The organism is Serratia silvae, from assembly GCF_023282985.1.
GTDB classification, from domain to species: Bacteria; Pseudomonadota; Gammaproteobacteria; order Enterobacterales; family Enterobacteriaceae; genus Chania; species Chania silvae.
The window spans coordinates 64,577-84,108 of the sequence record NZ_JAGQDC010000017.1; the positions used below are offsets into that span (position 1 = coordinate 64,577).

The window sequence follows — 19,532 nt, forward strand, 5'->3', positions numbered from 1 at the left end:
CAGAGCTGCGCTCAGACATAGGGAGACAAACGCAGACGTGGCGTTGGCGATGACAGAGAGAAAACGGGATAGCACAAGCAGGAGGCAGCCATAAGGCCGAGCGAACGTTGTTGCGCCAACGGGTGGCGGATGAAACCTTGTAAAACAGTAACTTCGGTGACAGTCCATAGGGAGGGCTGAGGCCCTTCACTCCTTGGTTATGAAAGAGGAATGCACTCTAACAGGAAATTTTTCGCCAGAAAAGTGGCTTTGTTCAGTTTATGCCTCAATTTGTAACAGCTTTGCTGTTTAATTCCGCACACTAACTATTCGGTTTTATCGAACCACTAATAGCTGAGCAATGTCACAAAATTTATTTTTTCACACATTAAAATAAATGGCGTTAACAGGAATTAACGGCCACAGGTTTTTGAAACTGCGTGATAAATGTTAAGTGTGAGTTTCTTTTTTTCTACCATAATGTATTTAAACCAACGTATCTGAACCGCGGAAGTGACTGCCAGGATGGTGATGAGTCAAGACACAATCCGTGCCTTAATTTCAACGAGGAGGTAGCGAGTGGCAATAGCTATTATCATCGGCACACACGGGACTGCAGCAGAACAACTGCTGAAAACAGCAGAGATGCTATTGGGTGAGCAAGCCAACGTCGCCTACATAGATTTCGTTCCCGGTGAAAATGCTGAAACGTTAATTGAGAAATACAATGGGAAAATCAGTGAACTCGATACCAGCGATGGCGTCCTGTTTCTGGTAGATACCTGGGGCGGCAGCCCATTTAACGCGGCCAGCCGTATTGCACTAGACAAACTACACTATGAGGTCATCACCGGGGTTAACATTCCTATGCTGGTGGAAACGTTCATGGCCCGTGATGACAACCCAAGCTTTGACGAACTGGTCGCGCTGGCGTTGGAAACCGGCCGTGAAGGCGTGAAAGCGCTGAAAAAACCGGTCGAAGAAAGTGTTAAGCCCGACGCTCCACAGAGTGTATCCACCGCCAAAGTCGCTGCGCCACAAGCGCCTCTCGGCCCCAATGACCATATGAAAATCTGCCTGGCGCGTATCGACGATCGTCTGATCCACGGCCAGGTTGCCACCCGCTGGACCAAGGAGACCAACGTCAGCCGCATCATCGTAGTCAGTGATGAAGTGGCGGCCGATCACGTCCGTAAAACCTTGTTGACTCAAGTTGCCCCTCCAGGCGTTACCGCTCACGTTGTTGACGTGGCAAAAGCGATCCGCGTCTGGAACAACCCTAAATACGCAGGCGATCGCGTGATGTTACTGTTCACCAACCCAACTGACGTTTGGCGTCTGGTGGAAGAAGGTGTGGATATCAAATCGGTGAATATCGGTGGTATGGCGTTCCGCCAGGGCAAAACCCAGGTGAATAACGCGGTGTCCGTCGATGAGAAAGACATCGAAGCGTTTAAGAAGTTAAACGAACGCGGGATCGAACTTGAAGTCCGTAAGGTCTCTTCCGACAGTCAGCTAAAAATGATGGACCTGATTAACAAACTCAATTAACGGCTTCGTCGTTAATTTTTTACTCAGCGCTGTTTGGTCATATAGGAGAAGTGCAATGGAGATCACCACTCTTCAGATTGTACTGATATTTATCGTTGCCTGTATCGCCGGGATGGGTTCCGTCCTGGATGAGTTTCAATTCCACCGCCCGTTAGTAGCCTGTACGCTGATTGGCTTCGTTCTCGGTGACATCAAAACCGGTATCATCATCGGCGGTACACTGGAGATGATCGCACTGGGTTGGATGAACATCGGGGCTGCGGTTGCACCCGATGCGGCGTTAGCGTCGATTATTTCCACCATTCTGGTTATCGCCGGTGGGCAAAACATCGGTGCCGGTATTGCCCTGGCTATTCCACTCGCAGCGGCAGGCCAGGTACTGACCATTATCGTGCGTACCATCACCGTGGCCTTCCAGCATGCGGCGGACAAAGCGGCAGAGCGGGGCAACCTGAGCGGTATTACCGTGATCCACATCGCGGCCCTGCTGGTGCAGGCAATGCGTGTCGCTATTCCTGCGGTGATCGTTGCGGTCTCTGTCGGGACAGCTGGCGTCCACGCCCTGCTTAACTCAATTCCGGAAGTGGTCACAGGCGGTCTGAACATCGCCGGTGGCATGATCGTGGTAGTCGGTTACGCGATGGTCATCAACATGATGCGTGCCGGTTATCTGATGCCATTCTTCTACCTAGGTTTCGTTACCGCAGCCTTCACCAACTTTAACCTGGTCGCACTCGGCGTGATCGGCGTGGTGATGGCGGTGCTCTACATCCAGCTCAGCCCTAAATACAACAAGTCTCAGGTGGTTCAGGCCAACCCTGCCGGTGCCAACGACCTCGATAACGAATTGGACTAGGAATAGGTGAAAGAAATGGTTGATACAACGACTCAAAAGAAACTGACACCTGCCGATATTCGAGGCGTATTCGTACGCTCCAACCTGTTCCAGGGTTCATGGAACTTCGAACGTATGCAGGCGCTAGGTTTTTGCTTCTCGATGGTACCGGTGATCCGTCGCCTGTACCCGGACAATAACGACGAACGCAAGCAGGCAATTAAACGCCATCTTGAGTTCTTCAATACGCAACCGTTCGTCGCAGCGCCAATACTTGGCGTAACCATGGCGATGGAAGAACAGCGTGCCAACGGCGCACCGATCGACGACGCGGCCATCAACGGCATCAAAGTAGGTCTGATGGGCCCACTGGCTGGCGTGGGTGATCCGATATTCTGGGGTACCGTTCGTCCGGTATTTGCCGCATTGGGTGCCGGTATTGCCATGAGTGGCAGCCTGCTCGGCCCACTGTTGTTCTTCGTGCTGTTTAACCTGGTGCGCCTGTTGGTTCGTTACTACGGTGTCGCCTATGGCTATCGCAAAGGGGTCGATATCGTTAGCGATATGGGCGGTGGTTTCCTGCAAAAACTGACGGAAGGGGCGTCCATCCTCGGCCTGTTTGTCATGGGGGCCTTGGTTAACAAGTGGACGCACGTCAATATCCCGCTGGTGGTGTCGAAAATTACCGACCAGACCGGGCAAACCCACGTAACCACGGTACAAACCATCCTAGACCAGTTGATGCCTGGCTTGGTGCCACTACTGCTGACCTTCGGTTGTATGTGGCTGCTGCGCAAGAAGGTCAACGCGCTGTGGATTATCATCGGCTTCTTCGTGATTGGTATCTTCGGTTACTGGATTGGTCTGTTAGGTCTGTAATAGCAATTTTAGCCGGGGGGCAACCCCCGGTTTTTTTATTTATGGAGTGGTGAGATGTCGCTGACCGATGGCGTAATACTGATTTTTATTCTGCTGATGCTGGCGTATGCGCTGTATGACGAGTTCGGCATGAACCTGCTGAAAGGCAAAACGCTGTTAAAGGTGCAGCTCAAGCGGGGTAACCGTCTGGACTGTCTGATCTTCGTCGGTCTGATCGCTATCCTGCTCTACCGCAACCTGGTCGAACAGGGAGCGCCGATAACCACCTATCTGTTAATTTCCCTGGCCTTGATTGCGGTATATATCTCCTATATCCGCGGGCCCAAGATGTTGTTTAAAAACACCGGTTTCTTCTATGCAAATGCGTTTATCGACTATCGCCGTATAAAAGCCATGAATTTATCCGAAGACGGTATTCTAGTTATCGATTTAGAACAGCGCCGGTTATTGATCCAGGTCACGCACTTAGACGACCTGGAGAAAATCTATCATTTTTTCCTTGAAAATAAATAAGTTAAAGAAACTCGCTCCATCCTGATTAATTGATAGTGATTATTCTGAGTAATTGAACAGCATGGCTGGGATTTTTTTTGCTTATTATTTCCACACCATTGATGCAACTATCGCCATTATTACCCTCAATAAACGCGTTAATGAAAATAAGTCTCAATTTCACCCAATACCCCGGTGAAATTAAACGTTGTCCGCAGCAAAAATATTATGGTATGGTTGCGCCGTCATTGGGGAGTAGCCGGTTTCTGGGTAGTCATAACCAGAAACGCCCGTATCAACATACTCGTTTCGTCAGCGAAACGTGGTGCGGGCAGCCAGGTAGGTTGGCGAGACCATAGGCACGTAACTCCGTCGTAAGGTTGGGGGTGGGTTGCGTGTATATGGAGCCACCCGGCCGAGACTATTTCAATGAACCTTTCCGCAACTCTTATCCTGGCTTTTGGCATGTCTATGGACGCATTTGCCGCGTCGATTGGCAAAGGTGCCACTCTGCATCAACCCCGTTTTCGCGAAGCCATCCGTACCGGTCTGATCTTTGGCATCATTGAAGCCATTACCCCGCTTATCGGCTGGGGCATCGGGCTGTTTGCCAGCCAATACATCATGGAATGGGACCACTGGGTCGCCTTTAGCCTGTTGTTTATTCTTGGCGTGCGCATGATCGTTGAAGGGGCAAAAAACAAACCGGAAGAAGAGAAGGTCAATCGTCATGGCTTCTGGGTGCTGGTTGCGACGGCCATTGCCACCAGTTTGGATGCGATGGCAATCGGCGTGGGTCTGGCGTTCCTGCAGGTTAATATCCTGCATACCGCAATGGCGATCGGGATGGCAACCATGATCATGGCTACGCTGGGGATGATGGTTGGCCGGTATATCGGCCCGCTACTGGGCAAACGCGCAGAAATTCTTGGCGGTGTGGTGCTGATCGGGATTGGCTTTAATATCCTGCTGGAGCACTTGGGCTACCTGGCTTAATCCCTCCGGCGACGAACAACACTCCCTCACCCTCTCCCAAAGGGTTGGGGTGAGGGGAAACCGGTTAACATTGATGCCACTCAGCCCCGGCGGTACAAACGGATGGCAAAATCCGTCTCGCAGGCAAAGGTGACCATGTCGAGCAAACCTTGCTGCACTTCCGGCGAGGCGCGCCAGGCAAACGGCGTCATCTGCAACAGATTGGCAGCCTGTGCTCCCGGCAGCGTCATCGGATAAGCCAATGGCTCGGCCAATTCACCGCTAAAGCCCTCAAGCTGCTCATCATGCTCCGCATGCAATTGAACCTCCTGATAAACCTGCTGTTTTAGCTGATAAAGATGACGCGGCCCCGGTGACACCGTCACAACCACCCCACCCGGCTTGACGACCCGCGCTAATTCCTCTGCTTTACAGGGTGCATAGATACGTAACACCGCATCGAGCGACGCGTCGGCAAACGGTAAGCGATGGCTGGAGGCCACGCAGAAAGAAACTGTCGGATAGCGTTTGGCTGCCGAACGGATAGCCACCTTGGCGACATCCAGGCCATACACCGCGACGGCCCGCTCCTGAGACAAACGCGCCGCCACGGCTGCCGTGTAATAGCCTTCACCACAGCCAATGTCCAGCAGTGACTGCGGCTCAGTAGGCAAGGTACTGGCTAACAGCTCGGCCACCCGTTGTTGCAACGGCTGATAGTAGCCGCCGTCAAGAAATGCGCGGCGGGCCTGCATCATCTCGGCACTGTCACCCGGCTGTTTCGATCGCTTGTGTTGCACCGGCATTAAATTGACGTACCCTTCTTTGGCACGGTCGAATTGATGGTTATTTTCACAACGCCACTGTTGGTTTGCGAAATCAAGCGGTTGGAAACATAGGGGGCACTGATAAAACATGGATGAGATCCCAGAGAGATATGGCGCGGGTAGTCTAAAGAAGGCTTCAGTGCGATGCAAGGCGGATGCCCATCGGCCACTAGCCAAGTGATTCAAAAGCTGACTACACTGGTAACTATTTTCAGCCACAGGTAAAGCACTTTATGACCGACTATTCCCCGCTCCTCAGCGGCGTTCCTGGTATCGCTCATGGCTTTGGCAATAAAGATGCCCTGCTGCCAACGTCGTTACAACCTTATCTCAGTACGCTGCCTGAGAAGAAGCAGGTACACGGCACGCGCATCATCGATATCCATCAGCCAAGCCAGCAATGTGGCGAAGCCGACGGCTTTTTTACCCGCAAGCCGGGGATCCTGATCAGCGTATTAACCGCAGACTGCCTGCCGGTAATTTTCAGCCGTAAAGACGGCAGCGCCATTGCTGCGGTACATGCGGGCTGGCGCGGCCTGCTGGATGGCATTCTGGAGCAGATGGCCAAACGCATCAGCCTGGAAGACGATACTGCCAACTGGGTGGCTTCCATCGGCCCCGCTGCGGGCGCTTGCTGCTATCAGGTTAATCAGGAGCTGGTCGAACAGTTTCAACAGGCGCTACCCTTGCCAGCAGAGTTGATCAGCCCGACCTACCGCCATCTGGATCTGGCCGCCATCGCCGTAAACAAGCTCAATGCCTTGGGATTCTCCGCGGTCGATCATGCAGGCTCCTGCACCATCTGTACGCTCAACAGCGACCCACGGCAGCCCCAGCGCTTTAAATACACCAGCTATCGCCGCAACAGCCATCGCCGCGCACAAGATCCCAGCCATCCAGGGATTAAAGGCCGCAATCAGTATTCCGGCATCATCATCACCGGTTGAAATTCACCGACGCCGGATACGAAAAAACCCGCACTAAGGCGGGTTTTTTGTTCAGCTGACGCTGATTAGATTGCAGTAACGTTTACTGCAGATGGGCCTTTCTGGCCATCTTGGATTTCGAACTCAACGTTCTGGCCTTCAGCCAGGGTTTTGAAGCCGTTACCCTGGATTGCAGAGAAGTGTACGAACACATCTTTGCTGCCGTCAGCCGGGGTGATGAAACCGAAACCTTTAGACTCGTTGAACCACTTAACTTGACCTTTGATCTTTGCCATCTTGAGTATTTCCTTTGGATTGTTTAAACCGCCCGTAGGCGTTACATAGACAAACTAGAGTCGTTACTGCTTGAGGCACTAAGATAAGGATCGGCAGAGAAGCGGTATTCAACGCTAACGTCTTTACTCAGAACTTCTTTACTGAAAATGCCACACATATACAGAACTGTACCTCGTTTTACCCAAGTGCGTTATCACATACTCTGGAATCGATGGCAAGCCATTTTTAATCACTCATGGACGTGTCGCACATATTTGAAACGGTCAGCAGCAAGATTAGCTTAAATAGGGCGAAAGAGGTTGAAGCCTTGGCTATTTTCTGCTTTGTAAAGAAGTCGCGCTGTACTCCGCGTGGCGCCTCAGTTTTAACAATTCTTTCAACTCAACAGCGAGCGGTTTTGACCACATATAAGCCCCAAACAGGCCAAAGAACGTAAAAAATTTTGAATCTTTATGGAATTTTATATGCAACTATTGAATATCGATGACCGGGGGACAAACGGCCAACTGATCCGACCTTTGGATAGCAAAGCCTGTCATAGCAGGACAGTTCTGCTTTTGGCCGCAACAACAGAGCCGTCCATACAGGCCAAAACGCTCACGCAGGCCAGTGCATAATCATGCAGCGAACCAAATTTGGCCACCAAGAATGTGCAGGTAGACGAAATAGCTGCCCCGCCCTGCGAGTTTATATCCGTAGCTAAGTTAGTAAGGATAAAAACAAATATTAAAAATATCACCCGACAAGCCGGTGGCTATTTCCGCCATAGATTAACAAAATCGCCAATGCATTTTTTTCACTAATCTTGGCATGGCTGTTTTATCCATTACCCGCCGCGAACCCCGCAAAGCCGCACCGCGCCAAGCCCCACCCGATGCAGGACACGCTGTTACCCTCTGACACTCATTAGGAGTTAGAGTTAACCTCAATATGTTCACCAATCTTCAGCGGATAAAAACGATGATGCTCAACCCCAGCTTCGCTCAGTGCCAGGCTGAGTTGCTCAGGCGGTTCATCCAACGACTCATCGGCCAATTCAAAGACGCCCCAATGGATAGGGATCACTCTGGGTTCATTCAATTGCTGATACAGCCTCACCGACTGCTGCGGGTCCATATGCTGCTCTTGCATGAACCATCTTGGGGCATAAGCACCAATGGGTAGAGCCGCAATATCGAACGGCCCCAGGCGGGTGCCGATATCAACCAACCGTTCGCTGTAACCGCTGTCACCAGAGAAATAAAAGCGTAGCGCGGGGTGATGGATCACCCAGCCACACCACAGAGAACGGTTGCGATCCCACGGCGTACGCATACTCCAGTGCCGCGCTGGCGTGGCGTAGAACGTCATCTCGTCCAGCGTCAGACTCTCCCACCAATCCAGTTCGACCACCCGTTTGGCCGGGTAATGGCTGAACCAGCGTTTGAGGCCCAACGGCACAACAAAAGTGGCATTGCGAAAGCGTTTGGTCAGCTCCCTGATGGTTTGACGATCCAGATGGTCGTAGTGATTATGGGAAATCAGCACCACATCTACCGCTGGCAGTTGCTTTACCGTTAGCGGAGGCGGTGTCTTGCGATGTGGGCCGTAGAAACTCACAGGTGATGCCCTTGGCGACAGAACCGGATCGATCAGCACATAGCGGCCCCCCAGGCGCAACAGCAGAGAAGCATGGCCCAACCACCATACGCGGTTCTGTTCGCCGCTCAGATCGGCGGCTTGCCACCAGTTGGCGATAAACTGCTCGTAGCCTGCCTGAGGAGGTTTGGGTAGACCGAGCTTCTTGCGTTCGTCTTGCCAGCGCTTCAGATCCCCGGCCTGGTGTAGCGACGGCTCCGGGTTGCAGAATCCCTGTGGCGTATGATGCGCTTTGCTGGCATCGTAATATTTGTTGGTTATTTTCAACCCATTCTCTCCCTGTAGTACCATAGTGGTGCCGCAATCGTTACAAGATTGCCTACCCAATAGCTTATAGTATCGCAATGACAAACAACTGACCTTTTTGTGGATATTGTTGTCATAGCCAGAGTAAGAAGGCCAAGGTCGCCAAGAACCTGTTAAGCCTTTCTTAAGAACCTTGTGATTTACTTACTAGGACATTCTGAAAAAGGAGGAGTTATGAGCCGGACTGCATCAGGCAAGTCACGCGTTCGTATGGGCCGCTATCGCCGAGCGCTGACTACGCAAGGGCAATACTGGAAAATGTATCTGGCAATGAAGCTGCGCCGGCTACGCATACCGTCACCGTTGCTGTTACTGGCAAGCACCCTGGCAGGCTTTTTTATGCTGGGCCTGCTGATGCTTAGCGTGGTGGTGATTGATGTTATCAGCACCCTGTTCCTGCTGTGCAGAAAGCTGCTGCGGCTGGGGCGCCACCATCAGGGCAACGCCGTCGCCCGTTAACCGTTTGGAGGCGTTGCGGCGCCTCCTACGTGAAAACTACCTCTTGTTACCACCCGCCTTTTTACGCCGGGTCAGCAAAAATCCAACCCACAACAACAGTACCCAAACCGGCATCAACAGTACGGAGATGCGGATCCCTGGGCTGAAGTACATGATCACCAGGATCAACGACAGGAACACCAGGCACAGATAGTTGCCAAACGGATACCATAGCGACCTAAAGCTGGTGATCACCCCTTGGCGATCCTTGGCCGCGCGGAATTTCAGGTGCGCCAGGCAAATCATCACCCAGTTAATCACCAACGTTGAGACCACCAGCGCCATCAGCAAGCCAAACGCCTCGCCGGGCATGACGTAGTTAATCAATACGCCTACCGAGGTGGCCAGCGCCGATAACGCGATAGACAGCACCGGTACGCCACGTTTGTTGACCTTGGTCAGCGCCTTGGGTGCATTGCCTTGTGTCGCCAGGCCAAACAGCATCCGGCTATTGCAATACACGCCGCTGTTGTAGACCGACAGCGCCGCCGTCAGTACCACCACGTTGAGCATGGTCGCCACCAGGTTGCTGTTAAGCGCATGGAAGATCATCACAAACGGACTGCCCCCTTCCACAACCTTGCCCCACGGATAAAGCGACAGCAGCACCGTCAACGAGCCGATATAGAAAATCAGGATGCGATACACCACCTGATTGGTGGCTTTAGGAATGCTACGGCGTGGATCGGCGGCTTCTGCTGCGGTGATGCCCACCATTTCCAGCCCACCGAACGAGAACATGATCACCGCCATCGCCATCACCAGGCCACTGATGCCGTGTGGCATAAAGCCGCCCTGATCCCACAGGTTGCTAATGCTGGCTTCCGGGCCACCGTTGCCGCTGGCCAACAGGTAGGCACCAAATACGATCATCCCCAGGATCGCCGCCACCTTGATGATGGCAAACCAGAACTCGGTTTCCCCATACAGGCGTACGTTCACCAGATTGACCAGGTTAATCACCACGAAGAATACCGCTGCCGATGCCCAGGTTGGGATTTCCGGCCACCAGTATTGAATATAAATCCCTACGGCGGTCAGTTCCGCCATACCGACCAAAATAAACATCGCCCAGTAGTTCCAACCGGACAGGAAACCGGCAAAGTCCCCCCAATACTTATAGGCAAAATGGCTGAATGAACCGGCCACCGGTTCTTCCACCACCATCTCCCCCAGCTGGCGCATGATCAAAAAGGCAATAAAACCGCCAATGGCATAGCCCAGCAGCACGGAAGGCCCGGCCATCTGAATGGTTTGTGCAATACCCAGGAATAGGCCGGTACCGATGGCACCTCCCAGGGCAATAAGTTGTATATGTCTATTTTTTAAACCGCGTTTTAGCGGGGTATCCTGAAGCTGACCGCCCATCTTATCCTCGTCCGGCTGAGTATCCACGCTGCATTGCGCAAGATATCGCCAACCAATAAATAAACCTGCGGGCGTTTTAACACTTAACCTTTCAGGCATCAAGGATTAGGACACAACCCGGTGCCCGATTATCATTAACCGGGCCAGAGGGTTGCAGGAGGTTTGCTACGCCTGTTAGCTAGGCATACCGCACAGTTTGCTGAGGTTACGTGCGCCGATCATCAGCGTCGCCACATAGGATTGACGGCGGGTGATGACCTCCACCGCCACGCGATCGTTTTGATACTTTATCAGGTAGGTTGAGGGCCAGCCTTGTCGGTGCAACCCATAGCTTTTGGCATGACAATCGATCGCCGCATGGGCAATCACTAAATGAGAGAGAGTGGTATCACCTTTGATAATGCGTTTCATAAAACAGTCTCCGTCAGCGACAGGTCCATTGTCAGAATAAGGCGGTGTCTCATCATTACGAGTCATCTACATTATCGACTAATATTTGATTTATTGCGCTTGCTGACTCAATAAAAAACAGATCATTGCGGCACGCAACGGGCTGTGACTACCGGCTTGCCACTCTCCTTGCTGGGTGATCATACTGGCTTGCCACTGTGGCTGGTCACTTTGTTCGGGGGCATTCAGACTTATTTTGTTGGCGCAGATAATCGGCCAGGCATCGGAGGGGTTCTTGCAGTAGTCTTTCCCTTTCACGCCGCCGTAAGGGTACCATTTGTCCGGATTTTCCCCGGTGATTAACGCAATGCTGCGGTTTACTTCGGCGTCGCTTTCTTCGTACCATCTAATCATTGCTGACATCCATCTTTCGTAGAGTTGGCGCTACATTACGATGCCAATACGACAGATTTATGACAGCCTGCGGGCCTTTTACATTATTTCTACTAACGGATGAATTGATTATGTTGCTGGGTCTTAACCACCTGACGCTCGCGGTAAGTGAGGTGGAACGCAGTTTTCGTTTTTAGATAGCCTGATCTTGCTACTTTCTTGATCCCGACCGTCACGCACTGGAAATTCACTGTGGCGATCTGGCAAGCCGGTTGGCAGCCTGCCGGGAGAAACCCTATCAGGGGATGGTGTTTTACTGAAACGGAATGGTGAGAAGGCGATCCGGTTAAAACTGAAACTGAGATAACCGACGTGTCCTTAACCTTCTCACCAAATGAGGTGCGCGATTAACGCTCTGGGATAAACCCTTTATAACTCAGTGCCGGGCTAAGGTCATCATCATAATCGTCAACCGATGCCTTGTCCCCTCGGGCAGTTTGCACCAACGTTTTTAACAGTGCAGTTTGCTGGCGCTGCTGCTCGGCGATTTCCTGCAACAGCTGGATCTGTTCGTTGGCACGTACGCTGGCGCGATTCACGATGAACCAGACCCACAGGCCAAGCAATACAGCCAACACCACAACGGCGGTGGAAATCAGGCCGGACGGGCCAGAAGCTAAATCAAACATGGACAACCCTATCTACTCTACTGCCTCAACCAAGCCGATATAGTAACATTCTCACCAAGGCCAGGGGCAAGTTTGCGAAAAATTGTTATTTCGCCATGTTACCAGGGAACAATACGCGTGATAGAGCAAATGCCCAGAGCAAACTTCCCACCTTGATCGCAATAGCTATCCAGAGCCAGCAGATAGAAAAGTAAGCAGGCAATCAGCGTTGCCGCTATCACCAGCAGTTTTTTACGCCCCAAACCTTAGCAGCCTTATGATTATGTTATTAACCTAATTATCAATATTAGCATAGGCAACTTAAACGAAGTTTAACTGGCCGTTTAGATTTCCCTGCCCATCAGGGCCCGGTTACTCGCGGTTAAACTTCATCTCAATCAGCGCAATCGCTTTTTCAATCGCCCGCTTGGTGATCGGATCGGCCCCGGCCGGGTGGCTGCTAAAATCGATACTCTTGAGCTGGCTGGCCATCTTGTCCCGTACTTCGGTCGGCGCGATCACGTCGATCACATCCAGGATCTGCTTGATAACCAGTTGGCAGGCAACCAGATCGGAAACCAGTTCTTGATCGTTGCTCAGTGCGCTAGACATAATTTTTCCTCTGTTAATTTAAACGCGGCAAAGAATACCACGCCGTTTTGCATTTTGCCGCAGGCGTTCCTGCCTGAATTTTCGGCAATAATACGCATGCCTTGCAAAAACCAGCAGCAGAATTGTGGCCTATACTAGGCTGTGCCTCACACTCAACAGGAGAGCAGTCATGGCAAATCATAATGTAAAATCTTGGGCGACAGTACGTGAAACCTCGGTAGAAATTGCCGAAGCGATCTTTGAGTTGGCCGGTAATGACGAGGTTTTGGCGCAAAAAATTTGGGAAGAAGGCAGCGATGAAGTGTTACCGCTGGCGTTCAGTAAAACCGAAGCTGACCAACTGTACTGGGGCGAAGAAACCATCGAACGTAAAAACGTCTGAGGCCCCTCACCCCAACCCTCTCCCACAGGAAGAGAGGGAGCTGATAGCCTTGGCTCATTTGGAAGTAAAGAGGTCATTTCAGCAAACTCGATCGCCCCTTTGGCCAAGGTGAGTCAGCCGATGATCATGATGGATCACTACACTTTCACTCGGCGATAAAGCGCTCAAGACGATGACGTAGCTGAGCGTTCTCCCTGCGCAACTGTTCAATCTCATCAAGCAGCGTCAGCGCCACCGCAATACCGGGCCAATCCAGAGCCAGTTCGCGTTGCAGACGCTGGGCGCGATTAAACGCCGCCACCGCCCCATCATCAAACAGCCAATCATCCGCCGCCAGATCGCGGGGCTGGATCACTCCCAACCCCACCACCTCGGCCAGTTCGCTTTCCGTTACGCCGGTATGCAGGCAAAACTCGGTAATGGTGAGGGTTATCTGTAGGTTGGCCATTATGCTTTACTCCATTGCGTACGAGGATCGAAGGCCTTATTCGCCTCGGCCAGTCGTTGCCAGAGTGCGGCGCTGTCTGCATCGGGTTTGGCAGGCATGACAATCTTGATCACCGCATACAAATTGCCGGTCTCTTTTTTGCTGACCAGCCCCTTCCCTTTAACACGTAATCGCTGCCCAGTCTGGCTCCCTGCGGGGATAGTCAACAGGATATTGTCCGCCAGCGTGGGGACAGAAACCTTGGTGCCTAACGCCGCCTCCCAAGGTGCCAACGGCAGAACGATTTCCAGATCGTGCCCGATCACCTCAAACAACGGATGCGGTGCCAACTGAATGATCAGGTACAAATCGCCATTGGCTCCGCCAGCAAGGCCTGGCACACCTTGGCCTTTCACGCGGATTCGTTCTCCGTCCGCCACGCCCACCGGGATTTTCACGTTAAGCGTTTTAGCGATCTCTTTTTCTGTCTGACCAAATGCGTTGTACACCGGCACCTTATAGCTCAGGGTGCGGGTTTGCTCAGTGAGGGTTTCCTCCAGGAACAGCGCCACGCCGATCTCAACATCCTGCCCACGGGCAGCACGCGGTTGGCCCTGCTGGCGGCCACGCGCACGCTGGCCAAACATAGAGGAGAAGATGTCGGAGAAATCCTCGGCACCACCATACTCTTCACGCCGGGTCTGGCGGCCGAAGTTGGGTTCGTTTCGATGCAGCCGCATTTGGTCATATTCAGCCCGGCGTTCGCTGTCTTTCAGCACTTCATAGGCTTCTGCGACTTCTTTAAAGCGAGTTTCGGCATCGGCCTCGGTACTGACATCAGGGTGATATTTGCGAGCCAGGCGGCGGTAGGCGGTTTTGATAGCCTTGATATCATCTGAGGGTTTAACCTCTAGAATGGCGTAGTAATCCTTGATTTCCATAATGCTATGGTCTCTTTACTGTGGCCGGAAAAGTGGATAGCGCGTTGATGCATGAGCAAGTTGAGGAGATATGGCTCATTGTAGCGCCATCAAGCAGTTAGTGCAGTATGCGCATCACTTCACGCGGTGATTTAGCGTTTCGGGCTGATTTGTTGCGGAGCAAGCGAAATACCGTGCTGACAAAGTGTTGATGACACGGCCCATATCTAAGCCGGTCACCAAGTTGCGAGTGAATTTCGAGTTAACATTGCAGGTTCCGGTTGCTAGCCAGTTTCAAGGCTCTTTACCTCCCACGCCTTGCGTGTTATTGCCCATCAATACTGGCATTGCCATAAAAGCGGCAACGCCCACGATCACAAAAAGAGTAATAATCACTGTCATTAACATGCGATCACCCCATCAACGTGGCGTTGTTACGGCTGACTCTCTGTTTTGGCTAATTACATTGCTGGCCTGCCTGGACTACTTGGCATTTGCGGTAGCGGGCAATTTCAGATTAGCTGGTTTTTCCGAATGCTGGCAAGTCCTGTATTGAGGCTTTTTTCTACTGGATGTTGAAGAGCTAGAAAAGATCCGGCAGCAGGGCTATGCGGTACGTTACAATGTTACCGAAGTCATCCCCGGCGCACGTGCGATCGCTTGCCCGTCTTGCAGGCCACCTGATGGCGAAGGTCAAAACGATCCCGCTTTAACCGGCACGAAGGTGACAATCCACGGCCTGTAAGGTACGCTAAGTGAGCCTGCCGTAAGCTCTGCGCTGCGGTTTAACGACAAAATCAATTGGGTAAATTTATTGATACAAGAACATCACCTCGCACTCGTCTGCGCACTCAGTAAATGGGTCGAAACCCACTTGGGACGAGTGATCCACCTTGAAGAGCTAGCCGAGTATTCCGGCTATTCACTGTGGCATATGCAGAAGCTGTTCAAAGAAGCGACGGGGATCTCGCTGGGCAAGTATATTCGCGAGCGCCGCCTTGCCGGGGCGGTGTACCAGCTGCGCAGCAGTGAGGCTTCCATTTTCGATATCGCCTTGGATTTTGGTTTCGGTTCCCAATCGCACTTCACCTACATGTTCAGAAAGCGTTTCAACATTACGCCCTACGACTTCCGCCAGGATCTGAGTGTCGCTCTGCATATCGAGCCTCCGCTACATATTATTCACCAGAAGATGGCGTGAGGTGGCAGCGGGTTGTTTAAGTCACTACCAAAGAAACGGCCCCAGAAAGGAGCCGTTGGCTGAGTGTGCTAGCTATGTCAGGGTTGTTGATAAATCAACCAGCGTTACTTTAGTGCTACCGCCACGAGTACAGCAATGCAAACCCAAAACACCGCCGTGGCGATCACAACATGGGATAATCTTGCATGAGAGAGTAATTGACTCATAAACACCTCGCTTACATAGGCAATAGAACTGACAGAAATTTCCGTACAGATTAATCTCAGCTTAACAGGGGTTTGCTATTTACGACAGCTCCCTACTTCAAGGTAAATAACAATATTTGATTAACATCGCAAAAACACTCAAGAAACACATTTGCCACAACAATTTATTGCAACTTAAATATAATTAAAGTGAATTTATTTAGACTGGTTAACCAACCAAGTCAGCAGTTCATATTCTCTGACCATCGTAAGAAAAGACTGTCATAAAACGCGGCGCCCCTTGTTACGCCTAGGCTGTAGCGGCTTTGCCGTGACGGGAAAAACGCAATCCAACGATCGTTGTCTATTTAATGGCATGCCGCCGACGAATAATTCGCCATAACCTTTATTAGTGGTTAAATCGCAGCTGCTGCGTTAAGCCCCAAATAAACCCACTCGTACGGCAAAAATTTTTCATCGTTGAATCAAGGATTGCGATAAACGCAGCTCTGGCTTCAGCCGCCTTTGATGTAACAGCTTTTGGCATCGACCTCTTGAACGCTATGCCGCAGATCGGATAGATACGTGATGCCAAACAAGATCGACACGACAAGCAACACCGAGACCAATAAGGCAATGACCGCAATAAGCTTGGTTTCATCGTGCGGATTGTGTTCCATTTTATCTCCTGAAAACAGTAAGTTACTCCCACTTACTGTGTGATCGTCAACGTAAAAATGATCAATATGCAGCAACCGCCTTCAACGTTGTGATGACCCGTTGCGCATCGTCCATGGTTTTCCTGGTATTGCTTGTCTAGTGGGGTGTTCACACCCTCTACTCTCTCATCGCATGCCATACAGTATTGATGCCAAAAGGGGCATCCTGATATTTAAGCAACGGAAGGTTTTACGCAGGTAATGGTAAGACTTTTCTCGGGTATAAACGCTAACAATTTTCTGCAACAGGGTCAAGACTCTCAGGATAAGTTGCCAGCACGCGGGCAGGAAACATTCATTGAATTTATCTAATTGAGGTTGAGGAGCTTATAGGGGTGGAACATCTGTATGAACGGACTCTGTATAAGCATCGGCTGAGGGGATTTCAGCACAGCGCCCCAGATGGGGCGCCGGATTACGCAGTTTGAAACCCGAGATCGGGCTTCAATTACCTAGATTTTCAGCATCATTGAGGGATGCGCAATACCTGGCCCGGATAGATTTTATCTGGATGACTTAGCATCGGTTTGTTGGCTTCAAAGATCTTGTTGTACAGATTGGCATTGCCATACATCTCTTTGGCCACGGCACTCAGGGTATCGCCCTTCTTGACGGTATAAAAGCGGCTTTCCGCTTCCGATTGCACGACTGCAACATTATCTTCCACGCCGCTAATACCTGCCACGTTACCCACGGCGACCAGAATTTTTTCTTTCAGCTCCTGGCTGATACCGTTCCCGCTGACCACAGCCTTGCCATCAACAACCTGAACATCCACCTTATCCGTATCTGGCAGGCCGCTGTTATCAAGGTGCGCTTTCAGCTTGGCGCTTTGATCTTCAGCGTTACCACTCACCGTATCCCACAGTTTTGCGCCAGCTTCTTTGACGAAGTTAAACAATCCCATATTCGCTCCCGTTAATGATTGGATAGTTAAGAATTTTTAAAACTCATTAAGCTTAGCAGTACAGAACGGAACTGCAATCCTCATAAGGATGATTAAACGCTGCCAAAATTCTGAAAATTCCGTTTTTGTTTGGTTAATTATTGGTTTCTTGTATTAATTAACTAAGTTCAGCCCGATTTTATCTACAATGGTGGTAGGAGCCTTAATGAGGAACGTGATGGGTTATGTACGCTTTGGTGATGTTCGTTTGCTATCTGGATGGCGGTTGCGCCGATATCGTCGTTGACGTGCTGCGTGATGAGCATCAGTGCCTGGTAGCGATGAAAGAACAACGGTTACGCCATGCTGGCTGTTTTCCGATCGAGGACTTTATCGACGGCTTCTGGCTGCCTGCCAGCGAGTATGCCCCTTTGTGATCCCACAGACCAACTGAAAAAGGCAGAGCTTGCGCCCTGCCTTTTGAACCACGTTCCGACACAGGAATGAGGTTTGAGTACGACTTAGAAACGGTAGGTCAAGCTGGCTGCCACGACGTTGTCAGTGTTCAACTTCAGCTTATTATTGTCATTCAACTGGTTGATTTTGTAATCAACGTAGGTGTACATGTTTTTGTTGAAGTAGTAAGTCGCACCGATATCGATATATTTCACCAAATCAACATCGCCAATGGTCTCAATGTCTTTACCCTTTGACTGCAGGTAAGCCAGTGATGGACGCAGGCCATTTTCGAACTGGTATTGCGCAACCACTTCAAAGTTTTGCGTCTTGTTGGCGAAACCAGCGGTACCGTTAACCTTAATCGGTGTCATGTTACGGGTTTCAGCATACATTGCCGCCAGGTAAACCTGGTTGGCATCATACTTGAGCGCGGTGGTCCAAGCCGTGGCGCTATCACCTTTACCATAGGTTCCGTCTTTCTGAGCGCTGGTGCGATTAGAGTCAGAGAAGGCTGCCGCAGCACCAATACCGCTACCGCCGATGTCCTGATAATCCACCGACATACCATAACCGTCGCCGTTCTGCTTGTGCACATTATTGCTATTATGCTCAATATTGCGGCTATTACCGTCATTTTTACCCTGATACTGCAATGCCACATTCAAGCCGTCCACCAGACCGAAGAAGCTTCGGTTACGGTAGGTCGCCAAACCGGTAGAGCGGCCAGTCATGAAGTTATCGGTGAAGGTATAGGTATCACCGCCAAACTCCGGCAGCATATCGGTATATGACTCTACGTCATACACCACACCGTAGTTACGGCCATAGTCAAATGAGCCGTAATTGGCGAATTTCAGACCGGCAAAACCCAGGCGGGTTTTAGTGCCTTCGGTAGCATCAGAGCCATTTTCAGTTTTATTAGCCTGGACGTTGTATTCCCACTGACCATAACCGGTCAAATCGCTATTAATCTGCGTTTCGCCTTTAAAACCAAAACGCACATAGGTCGCGTCGCCATCGGCAGATTTGTTATCGCTGAACAAATGCTTGCCGTTAACACGGCCGTACAGGTCGAGTTTATTGCCATCTTTATTGTAGATTTCGGCCGCATTGGCCATAGAGGCGACGGTGCCAAGAACAACCGCCAGGGCTACTACACTGCGTTTCATCATTTATTTTCCTAGATTTTATTAAAAGCTGCCCGTCACGCCCAATTTATGCTTTGGGCTGTGATTTTTATCATTTTGTTTTTATCTACGCCCCTTAATAAAGCGCCATGTGACATTAGCATCATGAATAAAAACTTAAAATAAAAAAGTTCATGAAACAGTGTGCATAAAGCATGTTTATTTGTAACCAAATATTACAAATAAGGGCAATTATAATACAATGATTTAAATAGACATTTAATGTATAAGCCATAACGTTTACGTTGTTAAGCACCAAAATGGTGCGGCCACGTTTCATTTTGTGTGATTTACCTACGTTTTTGAATAACCACAAAATTAGCATGCTAAGTAATGGCGTTACTTATTTCACACTTTTAACTTATATCAATCTGATTATCGGGAATTGCAAGAATAATCCCATCTCTAATCCGGCTTTTACCCATCGGGGCAAACAATAGCGTGTAACAGGCCAAATAGCCTATCAACTGATTAAATAAATTACGCTATTAAAATTTGAAAGGAAAAAAGTCACCACAGGTCAATTACCTGT

At 50.6% G+C, this 19,532-nt stretch carries 25 protein-coding genes, 1 pseudogene and 1 riboswitch; of the genes and pseudogenes, 11 read left to right on the top strand and 15 right to left on the bottom strand.

The window, feature by feature from the left end:
- The first annotated feature begins 558 nt into the window (after nucleotides 1–558).
- The 5 genes from manX to mntP all read left to right on the top strand — a co-directional run bounded on the left by manX (nucleotide 559) and on the right by mntP (nucleotide 4,732).
- Nucleotides 559–1,530 (top strand): PTS mannose transporter subunit IIAB, encoded by a 972-nt coding sequence (manX, locus tag KAJ71_RS18545; protein ID WP_248947048.1) that lies wholly within the window; start codon nucleotides 559–561, stop codon nucleotides 1,528–1,530.
- 55 nt (nucleotides 1,531–1,585) lie between these two features.
- Nucleotides 1,586–2,386 carry a PTS mannose/fructose/sorbose transporter subunit IIC gene (locus KAJ71_RS18550; RefSeq protein ID WP_248947049.1) on the top strand — a complete coding sequence of 267 codons (801 nt, stop codon included), beginning with the start codon at nucleotides 1,586–1,588 and terminating at the stop codon, nucleotides 2,384–2,386.
- A 15-nt stretch (nucleotides 2,387–2,401) separates the two neighbouring features.
- Complete coding sequence (locus KAJ71_RS18555) at nucleotides 2,402–3,244, top strand: PTS mannose transporter subunit IID (protein WP_248947050.1); 843 nt, start codon at nucleotides 2,402–2,404, stop codon at nucleotides 3,242–3,244.
- Between the two features lie 54 nt (nucleotides 3,245–3,298).
- A complete protein-coding gene (locus KAJ71_RS18560; protein WP_248947051.1) occupies nucleotides 3,299–3,757 on the top strand; it encodes a DUF986 family protein in 459 nt (152 codons plus the stop codon).
- Nucleotides 3,758–3,974: 217 nt separating this feature from the next.
- A riboswitch (yybP-ykoY riboswitch) is annotated at nucleotides 3,975–4,155 on the top strand.
- 10 nt (nucleotides 4,156–4,165) lie between these two features.
- Entirely contained in the window at nucleotides 4,166–4,732 is a 567-nt protein-coding gene (mntP, locus tag KAJ71_RS18565; RefSeq protein ID WP_248947052.1) for a manganese efflux pump MntP, read from the top strand.
- Nucleotides 4,733–4,812: 80 nt separating this feature from the next.
- On the opposite strand, the gene rlmA is transcribed toward mntP, so the two are convergent.
- A complete protein-coding gene (gene rlmA, locus KAJ71_RS18570) occupies nucleotides 4,813–5,628 on the bottom strand; it encodes a 23S rRNA (guanine(745)-N(1))-methyltransferase (protein WP_248947053.1) in 816 nt (271 codons plus the stop codon).
- 143 nt (nucleotides 5,629–5,771) lie between these two features.
- Here rlmA and pgeF point away from each other — a divergent pair, with 143 nt between their 5' ends.
- Nucleotides 5,772–6,485 carry a peptidoglycan editing factor PgeF gene (pgeF, locus tag KAJ71_RS18575; protein ID WP_248947054.1) on the top strand — a complete coding sequence of 238 codons (714 nt, stop codon included), beginning with the start codon at nucleotides 5,772–5,774 and terminating at the stop codon, nucleotides 6,483–6,485.
- A gap of 65 nt (nucleotides 6,486–6,550) precedes the next feature.
- On the opposite strand, the gene cspE is transcribed toward pgeF, so the two are convergent.
- From cspE to KAJ71_RS18590, 3 genes are all read right to left on the bottom strand, one after another.
- On the bottom strand, nucleotides 6,551–6,760 hold the full coding sequence (gene cspE / locus KAJ71_RS18580) for a transcription antiterminator/RNA stability regulator CspE (RefSeq protein ID WP_002221949.1): 210 nt from the start codon (nucleotides 6,758–6,760) through the stop codon (nucleotides 6,551–6,553).
- Nucleotides 6,761–6,801: 41 nt separating this feature from the next.
- Nucleotides 6,802–6,918 (bottom strand): DUF2627 domain-containing protein, encoded by a 117-nt coding sequence (locus KAJ71_RS18585; RefSeq protein WP_002211058.1) that lies wholly within the window; start codon nucleotides 6,916–6,918, stop codon nucleotides 6,802–6,804.
- A 749-nt stretch (nucleotides 6,919–7,667) separates the two neighbouring features.
- On the bottom strand, nucleotides 7,668–8,666 hold the full coding sequence (locus KAJ71_RS18590; RefSeq protein ID WP_248947055.1) for an MBL fold metallo-hydrolase: 999 nt from the start codon (nucleotides 8,664–8,666) through the stop codon (nucleotides 7,668–7,670).
- 213 nt (nucleotides 8,667–8,879) lie between these two features.
- On the opposite strand from KAJ71_RS18590, the gene KAJ71_RS18595 reads away from it, so the two are divergent.
- Nucleotides 8,880–9,164, top strand: coding sequence for a hypothetical protein (locus KAJ71_RS18595; protein ID WP_248947056.1), 285 nt, complete (start codon nucleotides 8,880–8,882; stop codon nucleotides 9,162–9,164).
- A gap of 36 nt (nucleotides 9,165–9,200) precedes the next feature.
- Here the strand turns inward: KAJ71_RS18595 and KAJ71_RS18600 are convergent, their stop codons facing one another.
- The 3 genes from KAJ71_RS18600 to KAJ71_RS18610 form a co-directional block, all read right to left on the bottom strand.
- Entirely contained in the window at nucleotides 9,201–10,571 is a 1,371-nt protein-coding gene (locus tag KAJ71_RS18600; RefSeq protein ID WP_024486480.1) for an amino acid permease, read from the bottom strand.
- Between the two features lie 174 nt (nucleotides 10,572–10,745).
- Nucleotides 10,746–10,982 (bottom strand): DUF4060 family protein, encoded by a 237-nt coding sequence (locus KAJ71_RS18605; RefSeq protein ID WP_021181027.1) that lies wholly within the window; start codon nucleotides 10,980–10,982, stop codon nucleotides 10,746–10,748.
- A gap of 90 nt (nucleotides 10,983–11,072) precedes the next feature.
- The gene (locus tag KAJ71_RS18610; RefSeq protein WP_024486479.1) at nucleotides 11,073–11,375 is read right to left on the bottom strand and encodes a phage protein NinX family protein; all 303 of its coding nucleotides are present in this window, start codon (nucleotides 11,373–11,375) and stop codon (nucleotides 11,073–11,075) included.
- A gap of 185 nt (nucleotides 11,376–11,560) precedes the next feature.
- On the opposite strand from KAJ71_RS18610, the pseudogene KAJ71_RS18615 reads away from it, so the two are divergent.
- A pseudogene (locus KAJ71_RS18615) lies at nucleotides 11,561–11,674 on the top strand (glutathione transferase); the annotation flags it as partial.
- Between the two features lie 87 nt (nucleotides 11,675–11,761).
- On the opposite strand, the gene KAJ71_RS18620 reads toward KAJ71_RS18615, so the two are convergent.
- The 3 genes from KAJ71_RS18620 to KAJ71_RS18630 form a co-directional block, all read right to left on the bottom strand.
- On the bottom strand, nucleotides 11,762–12,043 hold the full coding sequence (locus KAJ71_RS18620; RefSeq protein WP_248947057.1) for a YebO family protein: 282 nt from the start codon (nucleotides 12,041–12,043) through the stop codon (nucleotides 11,762–11,764).
- 98 nt (nucleotides 12,044–12,141) lie between these two features.
- On the bottom strand, nucleotides 12,142–12,285 hold the full coding sequence (gene mgrB, locus KAJ71_RS18625; RefSeq protein ID WP_375540743.1) for a PhoP/PhoQ regulatory lipoprotein MgrB: 144 nt from the start codon (nucleotides 12,283–12,285) through the stop codon (nucleotides 12,142–12,144).
- 109 nt (nucleotides 12,286–12,394) lie between these two features.
- On the bottom strand, nucleotides 12,395–12,634 hold the full coding sequence (locus KAJ71_RS18630) for a DUF2766 family protein (RefSeq protein ID WP_021181023.1): 240 nt from the start codon (nucleotides 12,632–12,634) through the stop codon (nucleotides 12,395–12,397).
- A gap of 169 nt (nucleotides 12,635–12,803) precedes the next feature.
- Between KAJ71_RS18630 and KAJ71_RS18635 the strand changes: the two genes are divergently transcribed.
- Nucleotides 12,804–13,016, top strand: coding sequence for a YccJ family protein (locus KAJ71_RS18635; RefSeq protein WP_021181021.1), 213 nt, complete (start codon nucleotides 12,804–12,806; stop codon nucleotides 13,014–13,016).
- A gap of 145 nt (nucleotides 13,017–13,161) precedes the next feature.
- On the opposite strand, the gene cbpM is transcribed toward KAJ71_RS18635, so the two are convergent.
- Nucleotides 13,162–13,464, bottom strand: a complete 303-nt coding sequence (cbpM, locus tag KAJ71_RS18640) for a chaperone modulator CbpM (RefSeq protein ID WP_248947058.1) — start codon at nucleotides 13,462–13,464, stop codon at nucleotides 13,162–13,164.
- The gene (gene cbpA / locus KAJ71_RS18645; RefSeq protein WP_248947059.1) at nucleotides 13,464–14,384 is read right to left on the bottom strand and encodes a curved DNA-binding protein; all 921 of its coding nucleotides are present in this window, start codon (nucleotides 14,382–14,384) and stop codon (nucleotides 13,464–13,466) included. Before cbpA ends, cbpM begins: the two co-directional genes overlap by 1 nt.
- 793 nt (nucleotides 14,385–15,177) lie before the next feature.
- Between cbpA and KAJ71_RS18650 the strand changes: the two genes are divergently transcribed.
- Nucleotides 15,178–15,564, top strand: coding sequence for a helix-turn-helix domain-containing protein (locus tag KAJ71_RS18650; RefSeq protein ID WP_248947060.1), 387 nt, complete (start codon nucleotides 15,178–15,180; stop codon nucleotides 15,562–15,564).
- A 700-nt stretch (nucleotides 15,565–16,264) separates the two neighbouring features.
- Here the strand turns inward: KAJ71_RS18650 and KAJ71_RS18655 are convergent.
- Nucleotides 16,265–16,429 (bottom strand): hypothetical protein, encoded by a 165-nt coding sequence (locus KAJ71_RS18655; RefSeq protein WP_248947061.1) that lies wholly within the window; start codon nucleotides 16,427–16,429, stop codon nucleotides 16,265–16,267.
- A 505-nt stretch (nucleotides 16,430–16,934) separates the two neighbouring features.
- Complete coding sequence (gene lysM, locus KAJ71_RS18660; RefSeq protein ID WP_248947062.1) at nucleotides 16,935–17,375, bottom strand: peptidoglycan-binding protein LysM; 441 nt, start codon at nucleotides 17,373–17,375, stop codon at nucleotides 16,935–16,937.
- A 224-nt stretch (nucleotides 17,376–17,599) separates the two neighbouring features.
- Between lysM and KAJ71_RS18665 the strand changes: the two genes are divergently transcribed.
- Nucleotides 17,600–17,791, top strand: coding sequence for a YdfD/YebW family protein (locus KAJ71_RS18665; protein ID WP_248947063.1), 192 nt, complete (start codon nucleotides 17,600–17,602; stop codon nucleotides 17,789–17,791).
- Nucleotides 17,792–17,875: 84 nt separating this feature from the next.
- Here the strand turns inward: KAJ71_RS18665 and ompC are convergent, their stop codons facing one another.
- Nucleotides 17,876–18,985 (bottom strand): porin OmpC, encoded by a 1,110-nt coding sequence (gene ompC / locus KAJ71_RS18670; RefSeq protein ID WP_283106823.1) that lies wholly within the window; start codon nucleotides 18,983–18,985, stop codon nucleotides 17,876–17,878.
- Nucleotides 18,986–19,532: the final 547 nt, after the last annotated feature.

Excerpts from the sequence above, each read along its gene's own strand:
- cbpA (WP_248947059.1), bottom strand. The coding sequence starts at position 14,384 with ATGGAAATCAAGGATTACTACGCCATTCTAGAGGTTAAACCCTCAGAT.
- KAJ71_RS18595 (WP_248947056.1), top strand. The coding sequence starts at position 8,880 with ATGAGCCGGACTGCATCAGGCAAGTCACGCGTTCGTATGGGCCGCTAT.
- KAJ71_RS18665 (WP_248947063.1), top strand. The coding sequence starts at position 17,600 with ATGTACGCTTTGGTGATGTTCGTTTGCTATCTGGATGGCGGTTGCGCC.
- KAJ71_RS18630 (WP_021181023.1), bottom strand. The coding sequence starts at position 12,634 with ATGTCTAGCGCACTGAGCAACGATCAAGAACTGGTTTCCGATCTGGTT.
- KAJ71_RS18635 (WP_021181021.1), top strand. The coding sequence starts at position 12,804 with ATGGCAAATCATAATGTAAAATCTTGGGCGACAGTACGTGAAACCTCG.
- KAJ71_RS18600 (WP_024486480.1), bottom strand. The coding sequence starts at position 10,571 with ATGGGCGGTCAGCTTCAGGATACCCCGCTAAAACGCGGTTTAAAAAAT.
- mntP (WP_248947052.1), top strand. The coding sequence starts at position 4,166 with ATGAACCTTTCCGCAACTCTTATCCTGGCTTTTGGCATGTCTATGGAC.
- rlmA (WP_248947053.1), bottom strand. The coding sequence starts at position 5,628 with ATGTTTTATCAGTGCCCCCTATGTTTCCAACCGCTTGATTTCGCAAAC.
- KAJ71_RS18585 (WP_002211058.1), bottom strand. The coding sequence starts at position 6,918 with ATGTGTGGCATTTTCAGTAAAGAAGTTCTGAGTAAAGACGTTAGCGTT.
- lysM (WP_248947062.1), bottom strand. The coding sequence starts at position 17,375 with ATGGGATTGTTTAACTTCGTCAAAGAAGCTGGCGCAAAACTGTGGGAT.
- KAJ71_RS18550 (WP_248947049.1), top strand. The coding sequence starts at position 1,586 with ATGGAGATCACCACTCTTCAGATTGTACTGATATTTATCGTTGCCTGT.
- cbpM (WP_248947058.1), bottom strand. The coding sequence starts at position 13,464 with ATGGCCAACCTACAGATAACCCTCACCATTACCGAGTTTTGCCTGCAT.
- KAJ71_RS18560 (WP_248947051.1), top strand. The coding sequence starts at position 3,299 with ATGTCGCTGACCGATGGCGTAATACTGATTTTTATTCTGCTGATGCTG.
- KAJ71_RS18605 (WP_021181027.1), bottom strand. The coding sequence starts at position 10,982 with ATGAAACGCATTATCAAAGGTGATACCACTCTCTCTCATTTAGTGATT.
- ompC (WP_283106823.1), bottom strand. The coding sequence starts at position 18,985 with ATGATGAAACGCAGTGTAGTAGCCCTGGCGGTTGTTCTTGGCACCGTC.
- pgeF (WP_248947054.1), top strand. The coding sequence starts at position 5,772 with ATGACCGACTATTCCCCGCTCCTCAGCGGCGTTCCTGGTATCGCTCAT.
- KAJ71_RS18620 (WP_248947057.1), bottom strand. The coding sequence starts at position 12,043 with ATGTTTGATTTAGCTTCTGGCCCGTCCGGCCTGATTTCCACCGCCGTT.
- KAJ71_RS18610 (WP_024486479.1), bottom strand. The coding sequence starts at position 11,375 with ATGATTAGATGGTACGAAGAAAGCGACGCCGAAGTAAACCGCAGCATT.
- KAJ71_RS18655 (WP_248947061.1), bottom strand. The coding sequence starts at position 16,429 with ATGGAACACAATCCGCACGATGAAACCAAGCTTATTGCGGTCATTGCC.
- KAJ71_RS18555 (WP_248947050.1), top strand. The coding sequence starts at position 2,402 with ATGGTTGATACAACGACTCAAAAGAAACTGACACCTGCCGATATTCGA.
- cspE (WP_002221949.1), bottom strand. The coding sequence starts at position 6,760 with ATGGCAAAGATCAAAGGTCAAGTTAAGTGGTTCAACGAGTCTAAAGGT.